23 protein-coding genes and 1 pseudogene are annotated in these 24,428 nt (G+C 56.3%); 8 read left to right on the plus strand and 16 right to left on the minus strand.

Features of this window, described 5'->3' with window-relative positions:
- Positions 1 to 119: 119 nt before the first annotated feature.
- Positions 120 to 1,661 carry a WG repeat-containing protein gene (locus ADJ74_RS04135; RefSeq protein WP_253271724.1) on the plus strand — a complete coding sequence of 514 codons (1,542 nt, stop codon included), beginning with the start codon at positions 120 to 122 and terminating at the stop codon, positions 1,659 to 1,661.
- A 118-nt stretch (positions 1,662 to 1,779) separates the two neighbouring features.
- Here the strand turns inward: ADJ74_RS04135 and ADJ74_RS04140 are convergent, their stop codons facing one another.
- Both ADJ74_RS04140 and ADJ74_RS04145 read right to left on the minus strand, forming a co-directional pair.
- Positions 1,780 to 2,181 (minus strand): hypothetical protein, encoded by a 402-nt coding sequence (locus ADJ74_RS04140; RefSeq protein ID WP_050342126.1) that lies wholly within the window; start codon positions 2,179 to 2,181, stop codon positions 1,780 to 1,782.
- Between the two features lie 226 nt (positions 2,182 to 2,407).
- The gene (locus tag ADJ74_RS04145; RefSeq protein ID WP_050342129.1) at positions 2,408 to 2,818 is read right to left on the minus strand and encodes a hypothetical protein; all 411 of its coding nucleotides are present in this window, start codon (positions 2,816 to 2,818) and stop codon (positions 2,408 to 2,410) included.
- A 226-nt stretch (positions 2,819 to 3,044) separates the two neighbouring features.
- On the opposite strand from ADJ74_RS04145, the gene ADJ74_RS04150 reads away from it, so the two are divergent.
- A complete protein-coding gene (locus tag ADJ74_RS04150; RefSeq protein ID WP_050342131.1) occupies positions 3,045 to 3,275 on the plus strand; it encodes a hypothetical protein in 231 nt (76 codons plus the stop codon).
- 2 nt (positions 3,276 to 3,277) lie between these two features.
- On the opposite strand, the gene ADJ74_RS04155 is transcribed toward ADJ74_RS04150, so the two are convergent.
- From ADJ74_RS04155 to ADJ74_RS10880, 4 genes are all read right to left on the minus strand, one after another.
- A complete protein-coding gene (locus ADJ74_RS04155; RefSeq protein WP_050342134.1) occupies positions 3,278 to 6,397 on the minus strand; it encodes a DEAD/DEAH box helicase in 3,120 nt (1,039 codons plus the stop codon).
- Positions 6,387 to 7,223 carry a Hachiman antiphage defense system protein HamA gene (locus tag ADJ74_RS04160; RefSeq protein ID WP_050342136.1) on the minus strand — a complete coding sequence of 279 codons (837 nt, stop codon included), beginning with the start codon at positions 7,221 to 7,223 and terminating at the stop codon, positions 6,387 to 6,389. The genes ADJ74_RS04155 and ADJ74_RS04160 overlap by 11 nt, the downstream gene beginning before the upstream one ends.
- 71 nt (positions 7,224 to 7,294) lie before the next feature.
- On the minus strand, positions 7,295 to 8,320 hold the full coding sequence (locus ADJ74_RS04165; RefSeq protein WP_071844290.1) for a type II TA system antitoxin MqsA family protein: 1,026 nt from the start codon (positions 8,318 to 8,320) through the stop codon (positions 7,295 to 7,297).
- 2 nt (positions 8,321 to 8,322) lie between these two features.
- Positions 8,323 to 8,766: a hypothetical protein gene (locus ADJ74_RS10880; protein ID WP_071844291.1), complete on the minus strand. Its 444-nt coding sequence runs from the start codon at positions 8,764 to 8,766 to the stop codon at positions 8,323 to 8,325.
- A 156-nt stretch (positions 8,767 to 8,922) separates the two neighbouring features.
- Here ADJ74_RS10880 and ADJ74_RS11520 point away from each other — a divergent pair.
- A pseudogene (locus ADJ74_RS11520) lies at positions 8,923 to 9,063 on the plus strand (low specificity L-threonine aldolase); the annotation flags it as partial.
- Positions 9,064 to 9,405: 342 nt separating this feature from the next.
- On the opposite strand, the gene ADJ74_RS04175 reads toward ADJ74_RS11520, so the two are convergent.
- The 10 genes from ADJ74_RS04175 to rpmH all read right to left on the minus strand — a co-directional run bounded on the left by ADJ74_RS04175 (position 9,406) and on the right by rpmH (position 18,715).
- Positions 9,406 to 10,512 carry an ABC transporter permease gene (locus ADJ74_RS04175; RefSeq protein WP_050342140.1) on the minus strand — a complete coding sequence of 369 codons (1,107 nt, stop codon included), beginning with the start codon at positions 10,510 to 10,512 and terminating at the stop codon, positions 9,406 to 9,408.
- Positions 10,509 to 11,438 (minus strand): ABC transporter ATP-binding protein, encoded by a 930-nt coding sequence (locus tag ADJ74_RS04180; RefSeq protein ID WP_050342142.1) that lies wholly within the window; start codon positions 11,436 to 11,438, stop codon positions 10,509 to 10,511. The genes ADJ74_RS04175 and ADJ74_RS04180 overlap by 4 nt, the downstream gene beginning before the upstream one ends.
- The gene (locus ADJ74_RS04185) at positions 11,428 to 12,420 is read right to left on the minus strand and encodes an HlyD family secretion protein (RefSeq protein WP_172664507.1); all 993 of its coding nucleotides are present in this window, start codon (positions 12,418 to 12,420) and stop codon (positions 11,428 to 11,430) included. Before ADJ74_RS04185 ends, ADJ74_RS04180 begins: the two co-directional genes overlap by 11 nt.
- Before the next feature lie 196 nt (positions 12,421 to 12,616).
- Positions 12,617 to 14,497: a tRNA uridine-5-carboxymethylaminomethyl(34) synthesis enzyme MnmG gene (mnmG, locus tag ADJ74_RS04190; protein ID WP_050342146.1), complete on the minus strand. Its 1,881-nt coding sequence runs from the start codon at positions 14,495 to 14,497 to the stop codon at positions 12,617 to 12,619.
- A gap of 54 nt (positions 14,498 to 14,551) precedes the next feature.
- Positions 14,552 to 15,931: a tRNA uridine-5-carboxymethylaminomethyl(34) synthesis GTPase MnmE gene (mnmE, locus tag ADJ74_RS04195; RefSeq protein ID WP_050342148.1), complete on the minus strand. Its 1,380-nt coding sequence runs from the start codon at positions 15,929 to 15,931 to the stop codon at positions 14,552 to 14,554.
- A 221-nt stretch (positions 15,932 to 16,152) separates the two neighbouring features.
- Positions 16,153 to 17,181, minus strand: coding sequence for an RNA-binding cell elongation regulator Jag/EloR (gene jag, locus ADJ74_RS04200; RefSeq protein WP_050342150.1), 1,029 nt, complete (start codon positions 17,179 to 17,181; stop codon positions 16,153 to 16,155).
- Positions 17,181 to 17,855, minus strand: coding sequence for a YidC/Oxa1 family membrane protein insertase (locus ADJ74_RS04205; RefSeq protein WP_050342153.1), 675 nt, complete (start codon positions 17,853 to 17,855; stop codon positions 17,181 to 17,183). Before ADJ74_RS04205 ends, jag begins: the two co-directional genes overlap by 1 nt.
- 73 nt (positions 17,856 to 17,928) lie before the next feature.
- Positions 17,929 to 18,138, minus strand: a complete 210-nt coding sequence (gene yidD, locus ADJ74_RS04210) for a membrane protein insertion efficiency factor YidD (RefSeq protein WP_050342155.1) — start codon at positions 18,136 to 18,138, stop codon at positions 17,929 to 17,931.
- The gene (rnpA, locus tag ADJ74_RS04215; protein ID WP_050342157.1) at positions 18,135 to 18,527 is read right to left on the minus strand and encodes a ribonuclease P protein component; all 393 of its coding nucleotides are present in this window, start codon (positions 18,525 to 18,527) and stop codon (positions 18,135 to 18,137) included. The genes yidD and rnpA overlap by 4 nt, the downstream gene beginning before the upstream one ends.
- 53 nt (positions 18,528 to 18,580) lie before the next feature.
- A complete protein-coding gene (gene rpmH, locus ADJ74_RS04220; RefSeq protein ID WP_006305399.1) occupies positions 18,581 to 18,715 on the minus strand; it encodes a 50S ribosomal protein L34 in 135 nt (44 codons plus the stop codon).
- Positions 18,716 to 19,051: 336 nt separating this feature from the next.
- Between rpmH and dnaA the strand changes: the two genes are divergently transcribed.
- The 5 genes from dnaA (at position 19,052) to ADJ74_RS04245 (ending at position 24,416) form a co-directional block, all read left to right on the plus strand.
- A complete protein-coding gene (dnaA, locus tag ADJ74_RS04225; RefSeq protein ID WP_050342161.1) occupies positions 19,052 to 20,503 on the plus strand; it encodes a chromosomal replication initiator protein DnaA in 1,452 nt (483 codons plus the stop codon).
- A gap of 327 nt (positions 20,504 to 20,830) precedes the next feature.
- Positions 20,831 to 21,973 (plus strand): DNA polymerase III subunit beta, encoded by a 1,143-nt coding sequence (gene dnaN, locus ADJ74_RS04230; RefSeq protein WP_050342164.1) that lies wholly within the window; start codon positions 20,831 to 20,833, stop codon positions 21,971 to 21,973.
- 4 nt (positions 21,974 to 21,977) lie between these two features.
- Positions 21,978 to 22,190 carry an RNA-binding S4 domain-containing protein gene (locus ADJ74_RS04235; protein WP_371257534.1) on the plus strand — a complete coding sequence of 71 codons (213 nt, stop codon included), beginning with the start codon at positions 21,978 to 21,980 and terminating at the stop codon, positions 22,188 to 22,190.
- Between the two features lie 2 nt (positions 22,191 to 22,192).
- Positions 22,193 to 23,311, plus strand: a complete 1,119-nt coding sequence (gene recF / locus ADJ74_RS04240; protein ID WP_050342167.1) for a DNA replication/repair protein RecF — start codon at positions 22,193 to 22,195, stop codon at positions 23,309 to 23,311.
- Between the two features lie 196 nt (positions 23,312 to 23,507).
- Entirely contained in the window at positions 23,508 to 24,416 is a 909-nt protein-coding gene (locus tag ADJ74_RS04245) for a DUF721 domain-containing protein (protein ID WP_050342170.1), read from the plus strand.
- Positions 24,417 to 24,428 lie beyond the last annotated feature (12 nt).

The raw sequence follows: 24,428 nt of genomic DNA on the forward strand, positions 1-24,428 counted from the left end.
CGCTGTGGAGGATCACAGGAAAAACTGGAGAAGCCCCCCTGAGCCCTATGCAGGAAAGCGCGTCTTTTCCGCGAAATAGAACAAAATGAAACGATTGCGCCATGACAAAGGAGAACGAAATGACACGGATGAACATGACACGCCTGTGCACCGCCGTCGCCGCGCTCAGCACCGCCCTCCTCCTCAGCACGGGCATCGGACAGGCGGCAGAAAAACCGCAGGAGGAGCTGTCCTCCGCCGTCATCATGACGGACACCGCACGTACCGTATTCCAAGTACAGAAAAACGGAAAATGGGGTGCCGTCGCTGCCGATGGAACAGAGGTCGTCCCCCTTGTGTATGACAGCATCGTCACCTATGCAGAGGGTTATCTCATCGTTCAGAAGGGCGGCAGACTAGGCATCATCCGTACCGACGGCACGCAGATTGTCCCCACGGCCTACGTGAATATCAAGCCACTCATGGATGACATCATCGTCGTACGCGATGAGAAGAGCAAGGTCGGTGCATACGACCTCAGCGGAGCACTGCTGCTGCCGGCCGCATACGCGTTAATCCAGCCGATGGGGCACAGCATTCTCTGCATCGGTGAAGAGTATGATCAATACCGTCTCTGCCGCCGTGACGGGAGCCGCCTGACGGATGAGATGTTCTACAGCGTCGAGCCATTCTCCGAGGGGCGTGCCGCTGTCATCCGAAAGAAGGGGGAGCAATACGGCTACATCGACGAGACGGGCAATATGGTCATTCCCCCTTCGTATGATCGCGCAGAGCCGTTCCACGAGGAGCGTGCCGCCGTCAATATCGACAAGAAATGGGGCTTTATCGACAGGAATGGTACGATGGTGATCGCGCCGCAGTTTCGCAAACTGGGCCATCCGAAAGGATTTCATGAGGGGTATGCCTTGGTCATGAAAGGAAAAAAGATCACCTACATCGACAAGACAGGAAAGACGCCGTTCAAAATGCAGTGGTCCAACGTCCGCGCCTTCTATGACGGGCTTGCCGAAGTGTCCCATTCCCGTGGTACAAGAACACTGGCCAATTTTAGTTCAGCAGTGACAAGCGCGCTCTCTCTTGCCGCAGGAGCGCCGCTCTATGAAGATGACGGCAGCATCATTGACGACGGGGCTCGACGCGGGTATATCAATACCTCCGGCACGGAGGTTATCCCATCCACGAACGACTATACCACCGTGTTCAAGGACGGCATCGCCCTCGTCAAGGTGCATGGACAATGGGGTGCCGTCGATCGAAGTGGTACCTATATCGTCCATCCGCAGTACAGCAAGATGCACTATTTCTGCGATGATCTGGCCGCTGTGTACGACGGCAGGAAGTGGGGCTACGTCGGCAGGGACGGCATCATGCACATCCCTCCTGCCTACGATGAAGCAGACGATTTCCATGAAGGGCTCACGCGCGTACGTGCGGCAGATGATGTCCTCATCATTGACAAGACCGGACAGATTGCCTTTCATCTCCCTGCGGGGCTGGAGTTCCCGTGGCATTTCTCCGCCGGAATTGCCCCGATCATAAAGGACGGCAAATGGGGATTCATTGATCGGAGCGGCAGCATTGTCGTCTCCCCACAGTATAGTGCGGTACTGCGATACGACGTGTTGTGGATGATGGGATCGTCAATGTACTACAGCGGATAAAAGGCACGGCAGGGATGCAGAAGTCTCGATCTGATCTGACTGATCCATGCTCCCCCATACACAAAACGACCTCTCACACATTCCACTGGGTGAGAGGTCGTTTTGGCAATGTTATATGTTATAACGTATTGCTGATGTGTTCCGTGCGTTCGGCCGCCCTCTGCGGTGTCAACGATGCGAGCATTGCAGCGGCAGACTGTGCTGCGCCGGGCAGATAGGTCGCCTGCTCCGCGATGAGCGCCTTACTCGGAGTGAGACGATTGCCATGTGTCGTTGTCTCAGAAATGAGACGCGCGCCCTTGTAGGCGCGGGTAACAACGGACCCATCCGCGAGCACACGCGTGACAATCGTATCCGGCTCGCTGTTCTCGGGGTTTTGGAGTTCCGCTTCTGCTGCGTCGCGTTCTTCCTGCAGGATACGCGCAAAAGTGTCGCCCGTATCCTCGCCGAGATGCGTGGTGCGGCGCACAGGAGTCGGTGCTGCAATACCTCGCCCGACATATATTTTATCGAATTTCATATTCTTCCCTCCTTTCGCGCTCCCTGCGAGATAGTAACCTCCTATCACTGTTATCGGAATGACGCAGATATTCTTAAGTAGATTCAGAAACTTTAGTTAAATTCTAAGGAATTGTCACGTCCATGTAACAAAACGCGTATTGTTTCACAGATGGAAAACAGAGAAGTGGGGCGGGAGAGACACAGCGACCTCCCGTCCGCATAGGATAGGAGGTCAGCTGCATGGATCAGTCGGATGATACCGCGGTGCCAATGAGCGCCGCGATGCCCTGTGCGCCCTGCGCTGCGTGCGAGTCAAGCAGGGGGTTCTGCGCCGCATCCTCGTCAAGCTTCAGCTGCTCGACACGCTCGGAGATGAGCGCCTTGCCCGCCTCTGGGTTCGTCCCGGGCGTCGTCGTCTCAGAGATCAGCGTCGTTCCCTTATAGATCTGTGTGATGACCGAGCCGTCCGCGAGCACGCGCGTCACAACAGTGTCGCCCTCCAGATCCTCACGCCCGCAGCTGTTGACGGGCTTTGCCTCGCGCATGTTCTGCAGCATCCGTGCAAATGTGTCGGAGGTGTCCTCCTTCGCATGGGTGCGCCGCGCAGATGATGCGGGCACTGCTCCGCCGCTGCCATAGATTTTCTCAAGTTCCATTTCAATCCCTCCCTTCTTGCTTCCTGTGCTGTACGATTGTCCTTACCATTTCTATCGGAAAAAAATTCCCTTTCTTAACAAATCTCCTTGAATCCCCGTATGCTGTCCGATGGTATAGAATCGTGCAAAAAAGGAGATGATGAAATGGGCGAACGGCTTTCCTTTGCCTTGGGCTATATGGAGGGAACGCACGCGGAGATTCTGCGTCAGCGCGGATGTGGTCGCTATGGCAGACCAGATCCGCATGGCACTCACGGAGAAGGACTGCTGCCTCGCCGCAGACAGCCCGACGAATCAGATCTTCCTCTCGCTCAATGAGGCACAGCTCGCCCGCCTCTCCGAACACGTCGTCATGGGCTTTGGGGAAAAGCACGGCGAGGATGAGACCGTCATGCACATCGCGACGAGCTGGACAACGCAGGAGGCAGATGTCGCGCGGCTGATCGCGGTGCTCTAAGTTTATACCATCTCCAGATGCTGTTTCAGCTGTTCTTGGAAATAGTGTGGATATTTATTCATCAGATCTGTAGCACTTTTACTCTTCTCTTTCAGTTCTCGCATGAGGGCATGCTTCGTGATACCAGTCAACTGAAGCTCTTCTACGATATGTTGTGTAATCACCCGATCTGAGAAACCAAGTTCATAGAGTACAATCATGGTCTGCTTTGGCAGACCATATTTTAATTGCTTCTGAAATAGCCGCATACGTTGAATAGCCTCATTATTTTGCGTTGGGTTCATCATTTCTAGAAATTCACAGACAGCACTGACAATAAGCATCCCCTCATAGGATAATATATTTTCACAAAGTCCAACTACGTGATTGATTGTAATCTTACGCCTGCCAATACGGACATCGTATTTCTGGACGAAAGACAAGATCGTACCAAAAGAACCACCTTGAATCCATCTCTGCCCGACCTCTTTCAACAAATTCGACGGATCAAACGTCTTAAATTCGTTCGCATGGATATACTGCGAAAACAGCGACCACAGTATATCCAGTATTTCCGATGACTGCTCTGCGGCACGCAAGTCTTTTTCATGCAGCTGCACCCACTGCTCAATTTGCTGCACCTCTCTCAGACCAAAAAGACTTTTCCCATAGACAGCACGGCGCTCAGGCTGAGGAACTTCTTTCACTATATTACGAAAAAGCAGCTGAAACACCTTTCGAATATTTTCCTTCTCCTCATCATCCGCCAAAAAGTAGACCAAAGTTCCCTCTACAAGACGAAGCACATCCTCCTCACCCGCACCCTTTTCCATATTATATGAATGTGATAGAAGAAAGCTCTCCAATACATGCAGGATACCAATCCGCTTCAACAGCAGATATTTCATATCGCTAACGGGAAAGTTTTCGATATTGCTATAAGGCAGAAGCGTTTCATCGACAAAAGCATCTTGACTTTCTGCATCAATATATCGTTGAACAAAATCAAGTCCGTACGTCGATAACTCATATTTTTGATCCTGGCTCACGATAGGGGAAAATAGCATCATGATATTACTCGAACAAGGCTCCGAACTTCCTTCACGCAAAAGAGTTTGTACTTCTTCCCATCTCCATTTTTGATGCCTATTCCTTCTGCCATCGTAAATTTGCGGATTTGCAAAGATAATACTGCCCTCTGTGTGCATACCCGCCCGCCCCACACGCCCAATCAGATTTAGGAAATCGGGTTTTCGCATGATCTCCTTTCCTTGATGCATGTTTGCTGCAATGAGATAGCGTATGGGCAAATTAACCCCCTGTGCCAGTGTCGAGGTGCAAATTACAAAACGGATCATATTATGCTGCATAGCATATTCAATCGCTGAACGTATCCCGTGCGGCATATTTCCATGATGTGTAAAAATACCATATTTTGCGCATTTTACCGCCGGTGCGTCGGAACCTAGATTTTCCCGATGGAGTCGTTCCAATCGCTGCACTTCCACAGTCTCTGACTCCTCTGAGATTCCAGACGGCAGAGAGAATCCCCGCTCAATAATATCAATGAATCGATCGCACAGCTTATATATCGAGTCCTTTCTCCCAGAAAATACCGCAACTGCTCCGCTTGAAACAAGCTTCAACCCGAGATATAGTGCAACGTCACTTGCATTATCCTTTTGATCGGGAAATAATTGCTCCTTACGCTCTCGTTCTTTTTTATTAAGCGATACTTGACAAATAACTAGCGGAACAAAATAATCGTATTGACCAAAACGATGATTACCAAAATATTGAATTTGTCCCAACGTACCAATCCAACTCACATAACCAACAGATTTGGAGGTTGGAAAAAGATTCGCACCTTCGACAACATTCGCTTCTCCATTCAGCCATTCACCTATGGTTTCGGCATTGTTCAGCACAGCTGAAATCAAAACTTTTTGCGTATCTTTCGATGTAAGTGATAAGAGCTCTGTCAAAAGCAATTCATAGGTAGCTCCACGCGTCTCGTCATCAAATAAATGACCTTCGTCAAAAATCAGCAAGCCAATCTGCTGCGCTAATGCCGGCTCATGTCGGAGAATATAGAGCATCTTTTCCGGTGTTGCAACCATGATTGTTTTCTTTGCCGTGACATCATTATTATCATAGTCAATCTGTAATACATCGGATAGCTCATTTACAGTTATTGCTTCTCCGTCAAATGCAGCAGTGAGACTGCCGCTGATCTCATTGCACAATGCCCGAAATGGAGCAATGATAACAGCCAACGAAATGCGATTTGCCAAAAAAGCACTGCGAAGGATCAGTTCTGTAGATTTTGTCTTCCCTGCACTGGTCGGCATTTGAACCACAGCCGATGCCCCTTGCAGTACACCCTTTTTCCCCAAAAGGTGTTGTGCCGGCCAGAGTTCCTTAATAAAGGAATCTTTCTGAAGTATAGAGCGCCATGTATCAAGAGTTAAGCCGGAATATGCCGGTAATGTTTTCCATGTAGAGCGTTCAATTTTACTTTGCAATACAGCTATCGCTACATCAGCAAACAGAAGCTGGCGCGGCGTCCCACTCTCATATACCTCACGACGGAGGTTCACAGCAAATTCAAGGAGCTTTTTTTCTCCCGTTCCATTCTGAAAAAATTGGCGAACTCCTCTTATTACTGCCGCAATACGCTCTCCGTATGTACTATTTTCATCAATATCTATCTGCCAATCCCCACCCAGTAAAAAAAGTAATAGATTCTCCAATCCTCCTGCATCAAGATTGATCTCTCCATTCTGTAGCTTTTGAGTTAATACAGAAGAACTTCCGGGAAGGTCACATAAATAATAGGAAGCAGCACCAAGAAGAAGTACATATGCATCATATGCACTGTTGAGTTTTGACTGGAGATACGCATCAAAAAAATATGCAGAGAAAATTAAGTTCTTCTTTAATTCAGATTCTGAAAAAGGAGATTCAGCACCCCGATTGATTGCAGCGGCCAGCTCACCCAGGAGCGCAATGGAAATATGGAAAAGTCTTGTGGGATCCTCGTTTATGTTGATATGCTGCTTTTCAGGCAACCCATACTCATACATTTTTCCTTTGGAACGTGTGACACCAAGTAGTCCCACAGATTTCTGTTCAGGCCTCATCTGCAGCTCTCCTATATAGTTCATGAACCAATTTCATCATATTATCACCACGAATGACTAAAAGTGCCAAGCTGTCACGATGAGGATGTGATATGATCCCTTTCGATGTACGAATTCGTTCGCAATTTGATGATGGTATATTTGCCTTATCAAAATACTCAATGTCAACAAGAAATGATGCTCCATACTTTATTTGATATTCTTGATCCACAGGATTTTGAAAGCGAATCACCTGATTTGCATCATCAATATGTTTATGATCAATCGATTTTTGTCGAATAAGATTCAAAGACTCTGCAAGACGAATATCATCTTTCGATGAATCATCAATTGCATTTTGTAGACTATTTCCTCCACTTTGAGAAAACCTCGTTTTAACTTCTATGATGAACAGTTCATCATTAGGAGAACAACCTGTATCATCTGCGAATTGAAAACCTATGACATCGCTTCCTTTCGTTGATTCATTCGGAGTTGGCTTTAACATCCACCTGACACGTGGCACATGATATCCAAGTCGATACGCTAAATAATCAGCAACCAGTATTTCCCCAAAATCACCAGCTCGTATGGCCGATCCGAATGATTCTGTTTCACTTGGAAAACAGGCGTTGCGCAAGAACTCGGAACGTGTCTCTTTCCCCCTGCGCGTCTCAATCTCTGTATCCAAACAGTAGTGATTGCGAAAATGCGTTGCCCATGCGGATAAAATTACATCGTCATCTTCATGCTTAAATTCCCATATTTCAATTTCCTTCTCATCCACTGTTGATAATCGTTCGCCCGTATCAACAAGCCACTTGATATGATGTGACGAATAACACATGAAGCTTCTCCTTATATTCCAATAAAACAAAAGACACCATTTTTCCTAACGAAAAGTGATGTCTTTATAACCTATGTGATACTTAGATTTTTTGCATGCTGAAATAAAATGATATCCTTGGGGGCTGTCTTCTTATATGCCTCCTCTTCGTGCATTGCTTCCACGATGTCATTTTTTTTCGATGTGCCAAAACATGCAATAATTGTCTCAAGAATATCCATATCCTCTGTGCTCAGAGATGTGTATTCTTTGTTGGACGTTGGCAAAAATTCATATGCTGTTCCATTGTCGTATTCATGTTCTTCATAAGGCACACCAGAGAACTCTATGATGGTATCATATCCAATCGGCACTGCGCCCATGGGGAGAGCTTGATAAACCAGTCCTGTAATGGAATGCCCAAAACGCTTAAAGGAGAGTGCATCCGAATACCAGAGCAGCTTCATCAATTTTACTTTATAAAGGTACATCATATTTTTTGCATTTGCAAAATAACGGATAATATCCTTCACAATATTTAGATTGAGCTCCCGATAACCGGAAAGCTCGGGACGATCCATATAGCGCGCATATCGTGAGAGAATTGCTTGCTTTAGATAGAGTTCTTGGAGATGTTCGTAGCGTTCACGAGCAATTTTTTGATATTTACAGTATGCCCTTTCCGGCAATATCGCCTGCGCATTCTCTAAGAGATCCAAAAACCACTTCGGATCATGGTCGATCTTCCGAAGGATGTCATCGTGTGCCTTATCCTGAACTTGATGCCCCTCGTAGCGTGTGATGGTCTTATCTCCCCAGCCTAAGAGTCTGCATAGATCCTGTTGACTGATTTTGTACTTCTCTCGAATACCAATAATTTCATCTGCTGTCAACAGTCCGCATGTTTTACGGTACTCGTTTTTCATAGCAATATCATTGCGCGAGATCATTTCCTCATCCGCATAGAGTTCATCTGCGCGGTCACAATAGAAATAGTGCGCATCATATGACACGGATACTCTTCTAAACTGTGTATTCTCATGGATCACGACGTGCTGAACCGCATGTTCTTCCATGCAGCACTCACACAGTCTGTTTACTGTCTGAATTGTATCCATGACTACACCCCCGATTTCCTATATGGAAATATTTCTGCTGCGAATGATACCTCTGCATAGTGAAAAGACATCACAAAAGCCGTATGGTTACCCGTCGCCGAAAGAAGTTCAACACGAATTTTAATATACACATCATTGGATCCATGGTATCTTCTGCCAAACACGCGCATTTCACTTCTTTGGGGAAAACGAAGATCCTTTACCGTATGTATATATTCCCCCACATGCAGCAGCTGCAATTCTCTTCTCAGTGCATCCACTGGGTTTTCATTCGGGAACAGATCGGATACCGTAAAACGATTTGTATAACGTTCATTGCGTTCTTGGTCTACGAGGCGCTCTCGCTGAAACGTAATTTTCGCTCCACAGGAAAGAGCATATCGAAGTTTATCGATATAGTTTTGAACTTCCTGTTCACTCTCAATCCATTGATTCAGATCAGACATACTCCACCGCCTACAATGGTATCATTTGATACCATTGTAGAAAATATCTCTTCTTTTGTCAAGTCCGTTCAAAATCTACGTAAGCAAAGTAAGAACATCATCCATCCGTGGGAAAGCAGGATGCTTTCGTGATGAAAAGCCAAAGAACACGATCACAATGAGGCGCAGCTCGCCCGCCTCTCCGCACACGTCTCCATGGGCTTCTGGGAAAAGCGGGGCGATGTAACTGTCATGCGCATCGCGACCAGCTGGGCAACGCAGGAGGCGGATGTCGAGCGGCTGATCGCGGTGCTGTAAAGAAAAAATCCGCCTGCATCGGGGCAGGTGGGCTATTCTAATAAGCATAGAAAGAAACGTCCTTGACGGCTTCTTTCCAAGGTTGCTTAATATTCTTTCGAATAACCGCTCACTCGGTCAAAAGCTGGGCGGTTGCTTTTTTTGTATTGCTGAAATATAGCCTGTGGCAGCGACCAACAAGAGAATCGCACCGATTTCAGACATATCCGCTCACCCCCTTTCGGGGGAAAGACACCGCCGCGGGATTGCTCCCACCCCGGATGTTCAAATACATGACAACACAGTCGAATTTAAAATACAAACGTATTCTCGCCTTTGGATGCATCACGCCCAAGGGTCTTTTTATATCACCGACCGCTTGAATTTCCGCACGGCGGTGCCGAAGAAGACGAGGATAAAGAGGGCGAGAAAGGCGGTCTGCTGATAGAGCGCCGTGAGGCCGCCGCCCTTGAGGAAGATCATGCGCAGGATCTCGATGTAGTGCGTCATGGGGATGGCAAGGCTGAGGTATTGAAAGAACACGGGCATAGCCTCGCGCGGGAACATGAAGCCCGAGAGGAGGAAGCCCGGCAGGAGGGTCGCGATGCTCATGGGCCCCGCCTGCAGCTGGTTCTGTGCGAGCGATGCGATCATGAGCCCCATCGTGAGCGAGGCGAGGAGGAAGAGGGTCGTGAGCCCGTAGAGGAGCAGGATGCTCCCGCGCAGGGGCACGCCGAAGACCGCAAGGGCGATGAGGACGCAGATCGTCGTCTGAATGTAGCCGAGGATGATGTAGGGCAGGATCTTGCCGATGAGCAGTTCCCATACATGCAGCGGCGTTACAAGAAGCTGCTCGAGTGTGCCCGCCTCGCGCTCACGCACGATGGACATGGAGACCATGAGCACCATGGTGATCGAGAGGATGATGCCCATGAGTGCGGGCAGCATGTAGTAGGCGGTGACGGCATCGGGGTTGTACCATGCGCGGATGCGCACGTCGTAGGCAGGCGCAGCCACGGGCGCCCCGCGCACAGCGACGGGCTGCACCCGCATGCCAAGCCCCGTCAGGGCGGCGATGGCAGAGGTCGAGGCGATGGAGTCCGAGGCGTCGACAATCGCCTGAATCGGCACGGTGTGCCCCGCGTTTGCCTCCCGTACAAGATCGGGCGGAAAGACAATGCCGATCTTTGCATCGCCGCGCTCGATCCGCTCGTTCAGCTCATCGTAGCTCCATGCGATATAGCGCAGGTCGAAATAGCCGCTCGCCGTCATCGCAGCAAGGAAGCTGCGGCTCTCCTCGCTCCGCGACTGATCAAACACGACCGTGGACTGGTGCCGCACGTCCGTACGGATGGCAAAGCCGAACACAACGAGGTAGATGACGGGCAGGAGGAAGGTCACGCCGATCGTGATCGGGTCACGCCGCATCTGAATGAGCTCCTTCGCGAGCAGTGCAAGAATGCGCGTCATCCCTGTGCCTCCCTCTGCCGCCGGTCGTAGTAGATAAAGACGTCCTCCATCGTGAGATCCCACGGTGCCGCGCGCAGCTGCTCCGGCAGCACAGTCTCCCGCGGAACGAGCGCACGCACCTGCCGTCCGAACACATAGACCTCGTCGCAGGGCACACCCGCCGCCCGCAGCGCGGCCTCCCCATCCTCCGCACTGTCCTGCGGCAGGACGTAGAGCCGCGCGGGCAGCTCCTCCTTGAGCGCAGACGGTGAACCGGAGGCGATCTTCTTTCCGCGCTGCAGGAAGGCAATCTCATCGCAGTGCTCCGCCTCATCCATAAAATGCGTCGTGACAAAGATCGTCGTCCGCTCCGTGCCCGCCATCTCCGAGAGCAGATTCCAAAAGAGCCGCCGCGAGGTCGGGTCAACGGCGGAAGTCGGCTCATCGAGCACGAGGAGCGCGGGACGGTGGAGAATGGCGCAGCCGAGTGCGAGGCGCTGCTTCTGCCCGCCCGAGAGGCCGCCCGCGAGGACGTCGGCGCGGTCCGTGAGCTGCATCCGTGCGATCACCTCCGCGATGCGCGCGCGCCGCTCCTCCCGCGGCAGACCATAGAGACCACCGTAGAACATCATGTTTTCACGAACGGTCATATTCACATAGAGGCTGAACCGCTGCGACATGTAGCCGAGCGCCTGTCGTGCGCGCTCCGGATGCACGGCGGTATTGCAGCCGAGCACAAATGCCGTGCCGCTCGTCGGCGGGAGGAGACCGCAGATCATGCGGATGGCCGTGGACTTCCCCGATCCGTTCGAGCCGATGAAGCCGTAAATCGCCCCGCGCGGCACGGAGAGATTCAGCCGGTCCACCGCAGTGTAGCTGCCGAATACGCGCGTGAGGTCGTGCGTCTCAATCACGGGCGCGTCGTCCGCGCGCGGCTCACGTTCCATTCCGGGGCTCCAAGTCCACATCCGCGGGCATGCCGGGCTTTAGAATGCCTGCGGCATTATCCACCGCGACCTTTACGCCAAAAACGAGGTTCGCGCGCTCGTTCTTCGTGATGCTCTGGCGCAGGGTAAACTCCGCCGCATCGCTGATCTCCTTGATCGTGCCGTCCAAAGGCTCCGTCTGTCCGTCGATGTAGACCTTCGCCGGATCCCCGATGCGCAGATCGCCGAGCAGGTCGGTCGGCACATAGACCTTGACCCAAACGTCCTGCGGATCGATGAGCGTTGCAATCGGCGTGCCTGCGCGGACAAACTCGCCCCGTTCATAGTTCTTTGACAGGACGATGCCGTCCTTCGGCACGCGGACCGTGAGATCGCTGACCGCAGAGGCGTCGATTTCGAGGATTGCCTGCTGGCGCCGCACATCCTCCTCCGCCATGCGGATATCCTCGGGGCGGCTGCCGCTCTCCGTGAGCGCCTGTTCCTGCTGTGCCGCGCGCAGGTTCGCATTCGCCGCGTCGCGCGCCTCGCGCAGTCCGTCAAAGGCCTGTTGGGAGATTGCTCCGCCCGCAATGAGCTCCGCGCCGCGCGCATAGTCGGCATCTGCTTTCTCTGCAGCAGCGCGTGCGGCATTCGTCCGCTCCGCCGCCGCGCGAATCTCCTCCGCACGATTGCCGCTCTGCGTTCGCTGGAGGCTCGTCTCGGCATGAGCAAGCGCCGCCTCATCGCGCAGAACTGCGGCGTCCAGATCACGCCGGCCGATGCGTGCCGCTGGATCGCCGGCACGCACCGTCATCCCCTCCTGCAGAAAGAGCTCCTCGATGCAGCCGCTCTCCTTCGTGCTGACCTCCACCCGCGTCGCCTCGACCGTCCCCGTGAGGAGCTGCGCGCGCAGCTCCTGCGCCGCGTATTCGCGATGAGCAAATACGGCGAGCAGGATAAGCGCGCCAAGGAGCAGAACGATCCGTGCCATCTTCATCTTCATGCAGCGCTCTCCTTTCCGCAAAATCACATAATTTCATACAGTATATCATTGGCGTGCGCTCAGAGGAATTGATATGCGATTAAAATGGTCTGGTGCTCCGCAGGGTCTTCAAATTTGTCTCCTGCGATTCGAATACAAACATAGTTTCACTCAAAAAGAGCCTATCCGCAGACAGGCTCTTTCTTTTTATCTGAAATTACGATGTACGCCGCGCCCTCTCGAGGTATACGAGCAGGACGGAGATGTCGGCCGGCGAGACGCCGCTGATGCGTGACGCCTGTCCGATGGAGCGCGGGCGGACGGCTGCGAGTTTCTCTGCCGCCTCGAGGCGCAGGCTGCCGATTGCCGCGTAGTCTGTATCGGCGGGGATGCGCCGGCTCTCGAGCCGCTCCATGCGCGCGATCTGCTCCTCCTGTTTCCGTATGTAGCCGTCGTAGCGCGCCATGATCTCGACCTCCTCGCGCACGTCGTCGGCAAGCGGCGGGAGGTCAAAGACGGCGGCGAGTGCACGGTAGTCGCCCTCGCGTGCGAGCAGGGCAAAGAGGGTCATGGGTGTCCGCAGCGGAGAGATGCCCGCTTCTGCGAGCAGCGCCTCCGTCTCGGCGCTCGGGCTGAGCCGCCGCTCCCGCAGCTGCGCGAGGGCTGTCTCGATGGCGCCGCGCTTTGCCGTAAAACGCGCCCAGCGCGCATCCGAGACGAGTCCGATGCGGCGTCCGATGGGCGTCAGCCGCAGGTCGGCGTTGTCCTGCCGCAGGACGAGACGGTACTCGGCGCGGCTCGTCATCATGCGGTACGGCTCCTCTGTTCCCTTCGTCACGAGGTCGTCGATGAGAACGCCAATGTAGCCGTCGCTGCGCCGCAGGATGAGCGGCTCCTCTCCCATGCAGGCACGTGCGGCGTTGATGCCCGCAACGAGGCCCTGTGCCGCCGCCTCCTCGTAGCCGCTCGTCCCGTTCGCCTGTCCCGCAGAGTAAAGCCCTGCGATCTCTTTGACCGCGAGGCTCGCCTCCAGCTGCAGCGGGTCGAGGCAGTCGTACTCGATGGCATAGCCGGGGCGCATCATGCGTGCATGGTGCATTCCCGGAATGGTGCGGAGAAACTCCTCCTGCACATCTGTTGGCAGACTGGTAGACATACCCTGTACATATATTTCATTGGTATGCAGTCCCTCCGGCTCAAGAAAGAGCTGATGCCGCTCCTTGTCGGGGAAACGCGCGATCTTCGTCTCGATCGAGGGGCAGTAGCGTGGACCGATGCCCTCGATCACCCCGTTTGCCATCGGCGCACGGTGCAGATTTGCACGGATGACGGCATGGGTCGCCTCGTTCGTGTAGGTAAGGTAGCAGGGGGTCTGCGCGTCGGGCATCGCATCCGTCAGGAAGGAGAAGGCAGGTGCATCAGGGTCGCCCGCCTGCAGTGCCGTTTCCGCGAGGTCGAGTGTGCGGCGGTCAACGCGCGCGGGCGTGCCTGTCTTGAACCGCATGAGGCGAAGCCCTGCCGCGCGAAGGGACTCCGAGAATGCCATGGCAGGACGCTGGCCGTTCGGCCCGCCGTCATAGATCGTCTCGCCAAGGATGATGCGCCCCCGCAGATATGTCCCCGTCGCGAGGATGACGGCGTGTGCCGTCAGGCGTTCCCCCGTCTCGCAGACAACGCCGGTCACACGCTTTTCTCCCGTGCTCTTCTCCGTGATGAGCTCCGTTACGAGCAGCTGGCGAACATCGAGGTTTTCCGTGTTCTCGAGCGTCTCCTTCATGATGCGCTGATAGAGGAACTTATCTGCCTGCATGCGCAGGGCATGGACGGCAGGTCCCTTGCCCGTGTTCAGCAGGCGCCGCTGGATGCTCGCACGGTCCGCCGCGAGCCCCATCTCACCGCCGAGCGCGTCGATCTCGCGGACGAGGTGGCTCTTGCCGGGGCCGCCGACGGATGGATTGCACGGCATCATAGCGATATTGTCCAGCGAGAGCGTGAGGATGAGCGTACGCCTCCCCATGCGTGCCGCGGCAAGTGCCGCCTCGACGCCCGCATGGCCTGCGCCGATGACGATGATGTCGTAGTTTGTACTGCTGTTCACGTATATATTTTCCCCTATTTTTATAACATAAATCTGATTTTATTTGTGTTATGTCTACTTCCCGATGCAGAACTCGCTGAAGATGCGGTCGATCAGGTCGGTATCGACGGTCTCGCCGAGGATCTCGCCGAGGATGTCATAGGCAGCACGCAGATCAATGGAGACGAAGTCCGTCCCAAGACCTGCAGCGAGGGTCTCTGCCGCCGCCGCAAGATGCGCTTCCGCACGGCGCAGTGCCTCGATCTCGCGCTCCTTGTTCGGGAGTGCCCCATCACTGAGGTCGCCCTCCCGCCGAACGATGTGCGCGGCGATCTCCTCCCGCAGGGCATCAAGCCCCGTACCCTCCTGCGCCGAGATGCGGAGGACGGGCGCAGCGACGGCGGCAAAGTCCGCCGCACTCAGTACGGAGGGGCGATCCTCCTTGCTGCAGAGGATGATGGTATCTGCCGATGCCGCCGAAAGGCGCGTAAGGAGCGCGTGATCCTCCGCGGTCAGCGGCTCTGATGCGTCAAAGACGGCAAGAATGAGCTCTGCATCCGTGAGATGCTGCTCGGTGCGTGCGATGCCGATCTGCTCGACGGCGTCCTCTGCCGTGCGCAGTCCCGCCGTATCGAGAAGCCGCAGAGGGATGCCCGCGACGCTGATCTCCTCCTCGATGATGTCACGTGTCGTGCCTGGCACGTCGGTGACAATGGCGCGCTCCATGCCGAGGAGGGCGTTGAGGAGGCTCGATTTGCCGACGTTCGGGCGGCCAACGATGACGGTCTTGACCCCCTCACGCAGGATGCGCCCCGTATCCGCACCCGCGAGCAGGCAGCGGACGGCGGCAGAGGCGGCGTCGATCTCCGCCGCAAGGTACTCGGCGGATGCCGCGGGGATGTCGTCCTCGGGGAAGTCGATCCCCGCCTCGATGTGCGCGACGGCACCGAGGATCTGCGTGCGGATGTCCGTCACCGCATGGGAGAATGCACCTGCGAGCCGCTCCCGTGCGGCACGCGCGGCGCGTGTGCTCTTTGCCGCGATCAGCTCCATGACGCCCTCGGCGCGCGCGAGGTCAAGCCGCCCATGGAGAAAGGCGCGCTTCGTGAATTCGCCCGCCTCCGCGGGCCGCGCGCCCGCCTCCCATGTCCTGAGGAGCACCTCGCGCAGGACGACCGCGCCGCCGTGACACTGCAGCTCTGCCGTGTCCTCGCCCGTATAGGAGTGCGGCGCACGCATATAGAGGAGGATGCACTCGTCGATCACGCTGCCGTCCGCCGCCGTGATATGACCGTAGCGCGCGGTATAGGGCGCCATGTCTCCGAGCGTGCCGCCCGCCGCAGGCCGAAAGACGCGCTGCGCAACGCCGAGCGCATCCCCCCCGCTCACGCGGATGATGCCAATGCCGCCCGCGCCGTGCGGGGTTGCGATCTGGCTGATGGTATCCTCAGTCATGGCGCGTGTCCTTTCTGTCGTTGTTTGTGCACTGTGCAAAAAAAGGCTGCTGCACGAAGGTTCCCCTCCGTATAACAACCCTATAAGTATCTGCGTCAAAATATCAAGACTGCATACTCCACGCAAACACCTTGTTGCACAAGCGTGCGTGCGCTTGTACGCTTATGATCAGCGATTCCCTAGGAGTATTTCCGTCCCCATTTCTCAGTGGAGCCAGGCAGTCACTGTTCGTACGGCTCATAGCCGTCCTCATTGCGCCCATAGCGACGGCGCTTGGGGACGATGACGACGTAGCGGCGCGGATTCTCGCCCGCGCTGTAGGTCGTGACACGGCGATTGTCCTGCAGCGCCATGTGAATGATCTTGCGCTCGTGGCGGCTCATCGGCTCGAGATGAATCTCCTCGCCGATGCGGCACGCCTTGTCCGCGAGATGTCCCGCGAGGCGGATGAGCGTCTCCTCACGACGTGAACGGTAGTCCTCCACGTCGAGGATGATGCGCGCAAAGCCCGTCTCCGGGATTTTGTTCACGACGAGGTTCGTGAGGTACTGGAGCGCGTCGAGCGTCGCGCCATGCTTGCCGATCAGGATGCCGAGGTTCTCCCCGTGCATGTTGAAGATCGTGCCCGTGGGCGTATCCGCGCGGTTCAGTGTGACGGAGAGTCCCATCGCGGCAAAGATCTTGCCGAGGAAGCCCTCTGCTGCTGCCGCCATCTCATCGGTGAGCGGGAGGAGCGGTACGTCACTGCGCTCGCGGCGCGGGCGCGGCGGATAGCCGCCCTCACGCTCGCGCGGCCCCTCGTAGCGCGGACGCGCATTGCCGTAGCCGCGCGGCGCATCGTCCCGTGCAGGACGCTCTCGCCGCGGGGCAGGTTCGCGCCGCTCGGTCTCCATGCGCGATCCATCGCCTGCCGCAGCGCGGCGTGCGGAGGAGCGCAGATCAGTGTGGTAGCGCTTGGCGCGCGGGTCGAAGCCGTCGTCCTCGCTGCGCGCGGGCGCACTCTCCTCGCGCGGTGCAGCGGTGATGGTCGGCGGCGGCGGGGTCGGGATCTCCTGATGATGCGGACGGATGATGGGACGCGTCGTGACACGGATGCGTGCCTCGCGTTTTCCCCAGAGCCCGAGGAAGCCGCCCGACGGCTCCTGAATCACCTCGTAGGTGACCTCCTCGCGGCCGCAGCCGAGTTTTTCCAGTGCTGCTGCGAGGGCATCCTCGACGGTCTTGCCTGTCGTCTCGATGATCTCCGCCATTACGCCGCCCCCTTTGCCGTCTTGTCCTCACCGCGGTACATCCACCACTGCTGGGCGATCTGGACTACGTTCATCGTGACCCAGTAGAGGACGAGTCCCGATGGGAAGGTGAGGCTGATCCAGCCGATGAAGAGCGGCATGACGGTCATCATGATCTTCATCTGACCCGTCATCTCACTGGAGGTCATTTTCTGCTGGAGGAAGGTCGTCGCCGCCGAGAGGACGGGGAGGATGTAGTAGGGATCCGGCTCGCTCATGCTCGGCAGCCAGAAGAACGCCGCCGCCTCCGCGCTCGGGAAGGTAAAGTTAAAGAGCGCGTAGTACATGCCCATGAGGATCGGCATCTGCACGAGGAGCGGCAGACAGCCGGCGAGCGGGTTGACGCCCGCCTCGCGGAAGAGCTCACCCGTCTTCTGCTGGAGCATCTGCGGGTCGTGCTTGTATTTTTCTTGGATTTTCTTCATCTTCGGCTGGATGTCCTGCATCGCCTTCATGGATTTGACCTGCTTCACGGTGAGCGGGTAGGTCACGAGCTTGATGAGGATGGTGAGCAGGATGATGGGAAAGCCGTAGCTCTCAAGGCCGGCGGCACTGGTGACGGAGTAGAACGCGCCGAGGATCATCTGCAAAATATGGATGATGGGCGAAAACAGATTGCTGAAAAATTCGATCAAGGATAGTTCCTCCTACGATTGGGACGTTTGGTAGTCGAAGTCGTCTGTATTTCGGATGTTTGGAATCGTTTCGTTACGGTACGGGGTCATAGCCGCCCCGATGAAAGGGGTGACAGCGCAGGATGCGCCGCAGCGCCATCCACCCACCGCGCCATGCGCCATAGCGCGTGACCGCCTCCAAGGCATACGCCGAGCAGGTCGGGTAGTAGCGGCAGTGCGGCAGAAAGAGCGGCGAAATCGCCGCGCGATAAAAGCGGATGAGGAGGAGCAAGAGGCGTTTCATCCGTGCTCCCTCCGATGTTTTTCCGGTGCGCCGCCGGCAAAGATCCCCGCGCGGCGGATGAGGCGGCGCAGCTCCTCGGCGGCGTCCTGCATCTTGCCGTCCGCGAGACCCGCGCGCCCGATGAGGAGGATCCCCACATCGCCGCGCAGCTCATGCTGCAGACAGCGGTACGCCTCGCGCAGGAGGCGCTTCGTGCGGCTGCGCACGGCGGCACAGCCCAGTTTTTTCCCGGCGGCAAAGCCGACCTTTCCCGCGACACGCGGGTCGCGCAGGACATAGAGGATCATGCTCCGCCCCGCGACCGAGCGCCCCTTTTGATAGACGCACTGAAAGTCGCTGCGGCGCTTGATCATCCTGCTGCGCGGCAGTGTATATCTTTTCTGTTCCATATTCGTAAAAAAGAGGCCACCTGCGGTGACCTCCTGCCCAAAGTCCAGCGATATTACGCCGAAAGTTTCTTTCTTCCGCGCTGACGCCTTCTCTTGAGTACGAGGCGGCCGCCTTTCGTCTTCATGCGCTCACGGAATCCATGCGTCTTTTTTCTCCAATGATTGTTCGGCTGAAATGTTCTCTTCACCTCTCGTCACCTCCTTTTCTGCTGCAACGCGCGGCACACACCGCCGCGCAGGTAGTCTCGCGTGTGAATCAGGTCACATTATAGACGAAAAAACGCGCGTATGTCAAGGCACACGGGCATGATTTCGCCCTTTTTTTGGTGGATAAGACCAAAGCACCTGTTGATAAGTCCGCTTTTTTTTGATAAAATATCTCTTGGTTCATTGTGGAAAACCTGTGAAAACATCGTGCATAATTTTCGATCTTCACGGATTACCTAGCGTTTCACATCGGAAGAGTTATCCACAAGTGTGAATAACTCTGTGGATAACAAATTTTTACGAAGGGACAAAACTGTATGTCCGAAGAAAAGAACCTCGCCGACCTGTGGCAAAAAGTGCTGGATAAGACCAGCGGAATCATTCACGAAGACGCAGTAAAGAAGTGGATTTTGCCCATTGTGCCCGTTTCACTCAACGATAAGGAACTGCTGCTTGCCGTTGGCGAAGATATCCAGAAGCAATACGTAGAATCACGTCTGGGTGCACTGTTCGGTGACGTCATACAAAAGGCGCTCGGTGCCGGCTATACGTTCCGGATCATTATTGATCCGGCGGCAGCATCCCAGAAAGAGCCGCCTACGGCGAAGGAAATCCCGGTGGAACCCGCCATGGCAGAGGAGGCCGCCGCCGGGCATATCGCCGCGGACGAGCAGGCGACATACCCCACGCAGGGCAGTCTCCCGCTCACGCCGCCCGAAACGCACGCGCCGGCGCCGGACGACGCGACAACGCTCAACCCGAAGTATACCTTTGAGGCGTTCGTCACGGGCCGCTCGAACCAGTTCCCCTACGCCATGGCAAAGGCCGTCGCTGACGCGCCAGGGCTCCCCTCGCACAACCCGCTCTTCATCTACGGCGGCGTGGGGCTCGGCAAGACGCATCTCATGCACGCGGTCGGCCACAAGATCCTCGCCGACGATCCGAAAAAGCGCGTCCTCTATATCGCGAGCACGGACTTTACGAATGAATTCATCCGCTCCATCCGCGAGAAGAATATGGACGCATTCCGCGAGAAATACTACCATATCGACGTGCTGCTGATCGACGATATCCAGTTCTTCGCGGGGCAGGAGCAGACGCAGACGGAGTTTTTCCAGACGTTCAACAAGCTGCGCGACAACGGCAGCCAGATCATCCTAACCTCGGATCGCCAGCCGCAGGATGTCAAGGGGCTCGAAGATCGTCTGATCTCGCGCTTTGCGGGCGGTGCGCCCGTCGATATCCAGCCGCCGGAGTTCGAGACACGCGTCGCGATCCTCCAGAAAAAGGCACAGAGCGAGGACGTCGATATCCCCGCCGATGTGGTGACCTATATCGCGAGCCGCGTGGACAGCAACATCCGCGAGCTCGAGGGGGCCCTCACGCGCCTCATCAAATACGCCTCCATGATGCGTATGCCGATCGACGAGACGACCTGCGTCGCAGCGCTCGGCAACTATCTGCGCGGGGAGAAAGGGCGCCGCATCACAATGGAGATGATCGAGCGCATCGTCTGCACGCATTTCAAAGTGACGAGCGAGGACATCCGCTCCTCAAAGCGCAGCAACGACATCGCCTATCCGCGTCAGATCGCCATGTACCTCTGTCACGAGATGACGGAGGTATCGTGGCCGACGATCGGTGGATTCTTCAACCGCGACCACTCGACGGTCATCCACGCGCACAAAAAGATCCAGAGTCTCACAGAGAGCGATCCTGCAACCGATGCACTCATCAAGTCGCTCTCCATCCAGATCCGCGGGATTTAACGAATCGCTGATCCGTCGCGCCGAATCGACCCGTGCTTCTTCTACCCCATCGACCGTGCGTCCCCCTGTGGACAACACTGTGCAGAAGACGTCTCATGACGTGTGGACGTACTGTGGAAAAATAACTCATCCACTACCAATCTGTGTAAACTGTGGATAAGTCAGGCATAACTCGGCCTCAATTATCCACAGACACAGGCCCGCCACAACTGGAGATTTTCCCATTTTCCACATATCCACAGCGTCTACTACTACCGTTACTATATTTATATACATCACGTGGCAATCGAAAACCCCCACGCCGCACAGAAATCGAAAGGACTCATCATGAACATCACCCTGCCCAAGAGCGACCTGATCGCCGCGCTGCAGATCGTCAGCAAAGGCCTCTCTACCAAGCCGCAGACCCCGATTCTCTCCGGTGTCTACATGAACGCCAGAGAAGGACAGCTCGAACTCCAGACCACGAACTATGAGCTGGGCTTTATCGTGACCATCCCGGCCGAGATTCACGGCACCGGCACCGCCGTTCTCCCCGGAAAGTATCTCACGGAGTTCGCACGCAAGCTGCCCGCTGAGGAGGTCTCGATCAACACGGAGAGCTCCGACGGGCTCGCCGAGATCCGCTCGGGTACGGTACGATTCACCCTGCGCACGATGGAGGTTACGGACTTCCCTGTATTGCAGCGTATAGACGGAACACTGCAATTTACCATCAAAGATCGTGTCCTTGCACGTCTTGTCAAGAAATCTGCTTTTGCCTGTCTCAAGGAGGAGCAGCGCGACCGTCGTCCGATCTTCACAGGCTGCCAGCTCGAGGTCGAAGGACGCGAGGTCACGTTCGCTGCGACGAACGTTCATCGTCTCGCGGTCAAGAGCGAGCAGCTGGAGGAGGAGGCCGGTCAGATCCGCGTCATCATCCCTGCACGCTTTTTAGAGGAAGTAACACGGACAATGAACAGCGATGTGCCGTCTGATGTCTATGTGTCGTGCTCCTATAATCAGATCAGTGTCTCGTTCGACAACATCTATATGACCTCGCGGCTCATTGAGGGGGCATTCCCCGACTATCGCCGCGTCATTCCGCAGGATGCGAATATCCGCACGAAGGTGACGCTCGATGTCGCGGCATTTTCCGCTGCCGTCGACCGCGCCTCTCTCATTGCGCGTACGGATCAGTACAATATCGTCAAGCTGCGCTTTGCGGACGGGATGATGTGCATCTCCTCGAACAGCCCCGAGATCGGTGAGGCGGAGGAGACAATCACGGCACAGGTCGAGGGCGATGATGTGACGATCGCGTTCAACGCCTCCTATCTGATGGATGCGATGAAGTCGCTCGACAGCGATACGTGTATCCTCTCTCTGCAGGGCTCGAACGAGCAGGGGGTCAACCTCTCGCCGATCACGATCCGCGAGGAGGCCGATCCGAACTATATCTATGTGGTAACGCCTGTGAGGACGCACTGACGTGATGGATATCGCGATTCATACCGATACGATCCAGCTGGATCAGTTTCTGAAACTGGCGGGGGCCGTGGCGAGCGGCGGAGAGGTCAAGGCGCTCCTCGCGGAGGGCATGATCCTGCGCAACGATGTGCCGGAGACGGCACGGAGGCGCAAGCTCGTCCCCGGTGATGTCATTACAATCAATGGCCGTGATACATACCGCGTCGTGCGCATGTAACAATGCAGATCACAGAGCTGACGCTGCGCAGCTATCGCAGCTATGAGACGCTGCACCTCGCGTTTGACCCGGGGGTCCAGATCTTTCTCGGCGCGAATGCACAGGGCAAGACGAATATCATCGAGGCGCTCTACTACGCCGCCTTTGGACGCTCCCATCGCACATCGAGCGATGCGGAGCTCATTCGCGTGGGGGCAGACGGCGCGCACATCGGGCTTTCATTTCGGCGGCACGATGTGCCGGGCGAGCTCTCCTTTACCTTTGCCCGCGGAGCGCGGCGACGCATCACCTACGCAGGGGAGAGCCTGCGCCAGCGCGATCTCGTCGGTCTCCTGCCGATGGTGCTCTTTTCTCCTGAGGATCTCTTTCTCGTCAAGGGTGCGCCGGCGCTCCGCCGCCGCTATCTCGATGCGGAGCTCTCGCAGGCGAGTCCTGCCTACTACGGCGAGCTCCTGCGCTATACGCGCATCCTGAAGCAGCGCAACGCCGTGCTGAAGGACATCCGCGAGCGTCTCGCCGCACCGGACGATCTCCCTCCGTGGGATGCGCAGCTCGCAAGGAGTGCCGCCTACATCGTGACACGCCGCATCGCGGCAGTCGCGCAGCTCGGTGCGCTCTCCGCGCGCGTGCAGGCGGTGCTCGCGGCCGGGGAAGAGCTCGCGCTCGCCTATGAGATCGCAGGCGCGGGGGCGGAGGACTTTGCCGAAGACGACATGACAGAGGCACTCCATGTATGGTATAATAAGATGCTATGCGAGGGACGTGCGCGCGATATTGCGCGGGCGGCGACGGGCGTCGGGCCGCATCTCGACGATCTCGTCCTGCGCGTCGGCGGCATGAGCCTCAGGAGCTATGGCTCGCAGGGGCAGCAGCGTACGGGTGCGCTCGCGCTGAAGCTCGCGGAGCTCTTTTACCTGCAGGAGAATATCGGTGAGGCGCCGATCCTCCTCCTCGATGATGTGATGAGCGAGCTCGATGCCGACCGCCGCCGCGCCCTCCTCGACTTTATCCGCCACGAGCACATCCAGACCTTTATCACGGCGACCGACGCGGCGTATTTCCCCGCAGAGCGCATGGGGACGTATCGATACGTGGAGGCGGGGACAGTGCGGGAGAATTAAGGATTCGCATAGATTTTCCGTTGATGTGTGGAGAAGATGCGTCAATGTCATGCAGCGGAATGTATCCATGTTGCCTTAGCCTCCCCCGTACGATACGGGGGAGGGGGACCGCGCAAGCGGTGAAGGGGGCGCCATGAACGTATGGGATACCCAATCCGATGTATTGATGCGGGATTGACACAGAGGAGGAAGAGACGTGCGTACAACACTTGGCACGGCGGGTGCGGGCGACGATGTGCGCGCCGCGATTCATCGCCTCGGTCCCTCCTTTGAGCGCGACTACATCACGCATACGACTCTCTCTCACTGGGCGGACATCATGGGGGAGATGGTCGCACGCCGCGTGCGTGCCGTTGCGGTAAAGGACAAGAAGCTCTTTCTCTATGCGCCCGATGCCGTCTGGAAGAACGAGATGCGCATGAGTGCGCCCGAGATCGTCCAGCGCGTCAACAACTACGCAGGCGGGCGTATGGTGACGGAAATTGCCTTTGCACGCACGATGCGCCCCATCATGGAGACAGCAGACGATGCCGCGGCGGAGACGCCTGCTGCCTATCGGCGTGCGCTCGCACAGACGGGGCTGACGGATGCAGAGATTGCGCACGGGGCGGCACTCGCCTCTGCTGCATCGGACAGCGACCTGCGCACGCACATTGAGCGCGCGTATCTGACGATGCGCAAGGCGCGGAACCTCAAGGAGGCACGAGGGCTCACCCCCTGTCCCGTCTGCGGACGGTTCGTCAGCGGTGCCTGCATGGACTGCCGCCGCAGCGAGGAGCGCGGCCTGCGGCGCGAGGTACGTGCCATCCTGCGGCGTGAGCCGTGGGCAAAGCTCGCGGACATCACGCGGCGGATCCCATCGGCGGATGCACTCATGGTCGGCAGTGAGCGTGCCGATCTCATCCGCAGCATTGCGGGACGCACGGAGTACACGGCACAGGACAGCGAGAATGCACGCCTCCTCACCATGCTGCATCGCGGCCTGCCGCCCGAGCAGGTCACACCGAAGAAGATACAGAGCACCTTCTGGGAACTGCGCAACGAGCTCATCACCACACGTGAGTTCTGGGAAGAGATGAAGCAGCGCAGGGCGAAGAAATCGTAGGGGGTGACACCC

It is taken from the genome of Selenomonas sp. oral taxon 478 (assembly GCF_001189555.1).
Taxonomy (GTDB): Bacteria; Bacillota; Negativicutes; order Selenomonadales; family Selenomonadaceae; genus Centipeda; species Centipeda felix.

Coding starts and splice junctions, on each gene's coding strand:
- ADJ74_RS04135 (WP_253271724.1), top strand. CDS start 120: ATGACACGGATGAACATGACACGCCTGTGCACCGCCGTCGCCGCGCTC.
- ADJ74_RS04140 (WP_050342126.1), bottom strand. CDS start 2,181: ATGAAATTCGATAAAATATATGTCGGGCGAGGTATTGCAGCACCGACT.
- ADJ74_RS04145 (WP_050342129.1), bottom strand. CDS start 2,818: ATGGAACTTGAGAAAATCTATGGCAGCGGCGGAGCAGTGCCCGCATCA.
- ADJ74_RS04150 (WP_050342131.1), top strand. CDS start 3,045: ATGGCAGACCAGATCCGCATGGCACTCACGGAGAAGGACTGCTGCCTC.
- ADJ74_RS04155 (WP_050342134.1), bottom strand. CDS start 6,397: ATGAGGCCTGAACAGAAATCTGTGGGACTACTTGGTGTCACACGTTCC.
- ADJ74_RS04160 (WP_050342136.1), bottom strand. CDS start 7,223: ATGTGTTATTCGTCACATCATATCAAGTGGCTTGTTGATACGGGCGAA.
- ADJ74_RS04165 (WP_071844290.1), bottom strand. CDS start 8,320: ATGGATACAATTCAGACAGTAAACAGACTGTGTGAGTGCTGCATGGAA.
- ADJ74_RS10880 (WP_071844291.1), bottom strand. CDS start 8,766: ATGTCTGATCTGAATCAATGGATTGAGAGTGAACAGGAAGTTCAAAAC.
- ADJ74_RS04175 (WP_050342140.1), bottom strand. CDS start 10,512: ATGACGCGCATTCTTGCACTGCTCGCGAAGGAGCTCATTCAGATGCGG.
- ADJ74_RS04180 (WP_050342142.1), bottom strand. CDS start 11,438: ATGGAACGTGAGCCGCGCGCGGACGACGCGCCCGTGATTGAGACGCAC.
- ADJ74_RS04185 (WP_172664507.1), bottom strand. CDS start 12,420: ATGAAGATGAAGATGGCACGGATCGTTCTGCTCCTTGGCGCGCTTATC.
- mnmE (WP_050342148.1), bottom strand. CDS start 15,931: ATGACTGAGGATACCATCAGCCAGATCGCAACCCCGCACGGCGCGGGC.
- jag (WP_050342150.1), bottom strand. CDS start 17,181: ATGGCGGAGATCATCGAGACGACAGGCAAGACCGTCGAGGATGCCCTC.
- yidD (WP_050342155.1), bottom strand. CDS start 18,138: ATGAAACGCCTCTTGCTCCTCCTCATCCGCTTTTATCGCGCGGCGATT.
- rnpA (WP_050342157.1), bottom strand. CDS start 18,527: ATGGAACAGAAAAGATATACACTGCCGCGCAGCAGGATGATCAAGCGC.
- dnaA (WP_050342161.1), top strand. CDS start 19,052: ATGTCCGAAGAAAAGAACCTCGCCGACCTGTGGCAAAAAGTGCTGGAT.
- dnaN (WP_050342164.1), top strand. CDS start 20,831: ATGAACATCACCCTGCCCAAGAGCGACCTGATCGCCGCGCTGCAGATC.
- ADJ74_RS04235 (WP_371257534.1), top strand. CDS start 21,978: ATGGATATCGCGATTCATACCGATACGATCCAGCTGGATCAGTTTCTG.
- recF (WP_050342167.1), top strand. CDS start 22,193: ATGCAGATCACAGAGCTGACGCTGCGCAGCTATCGCAGCTATGAGACG.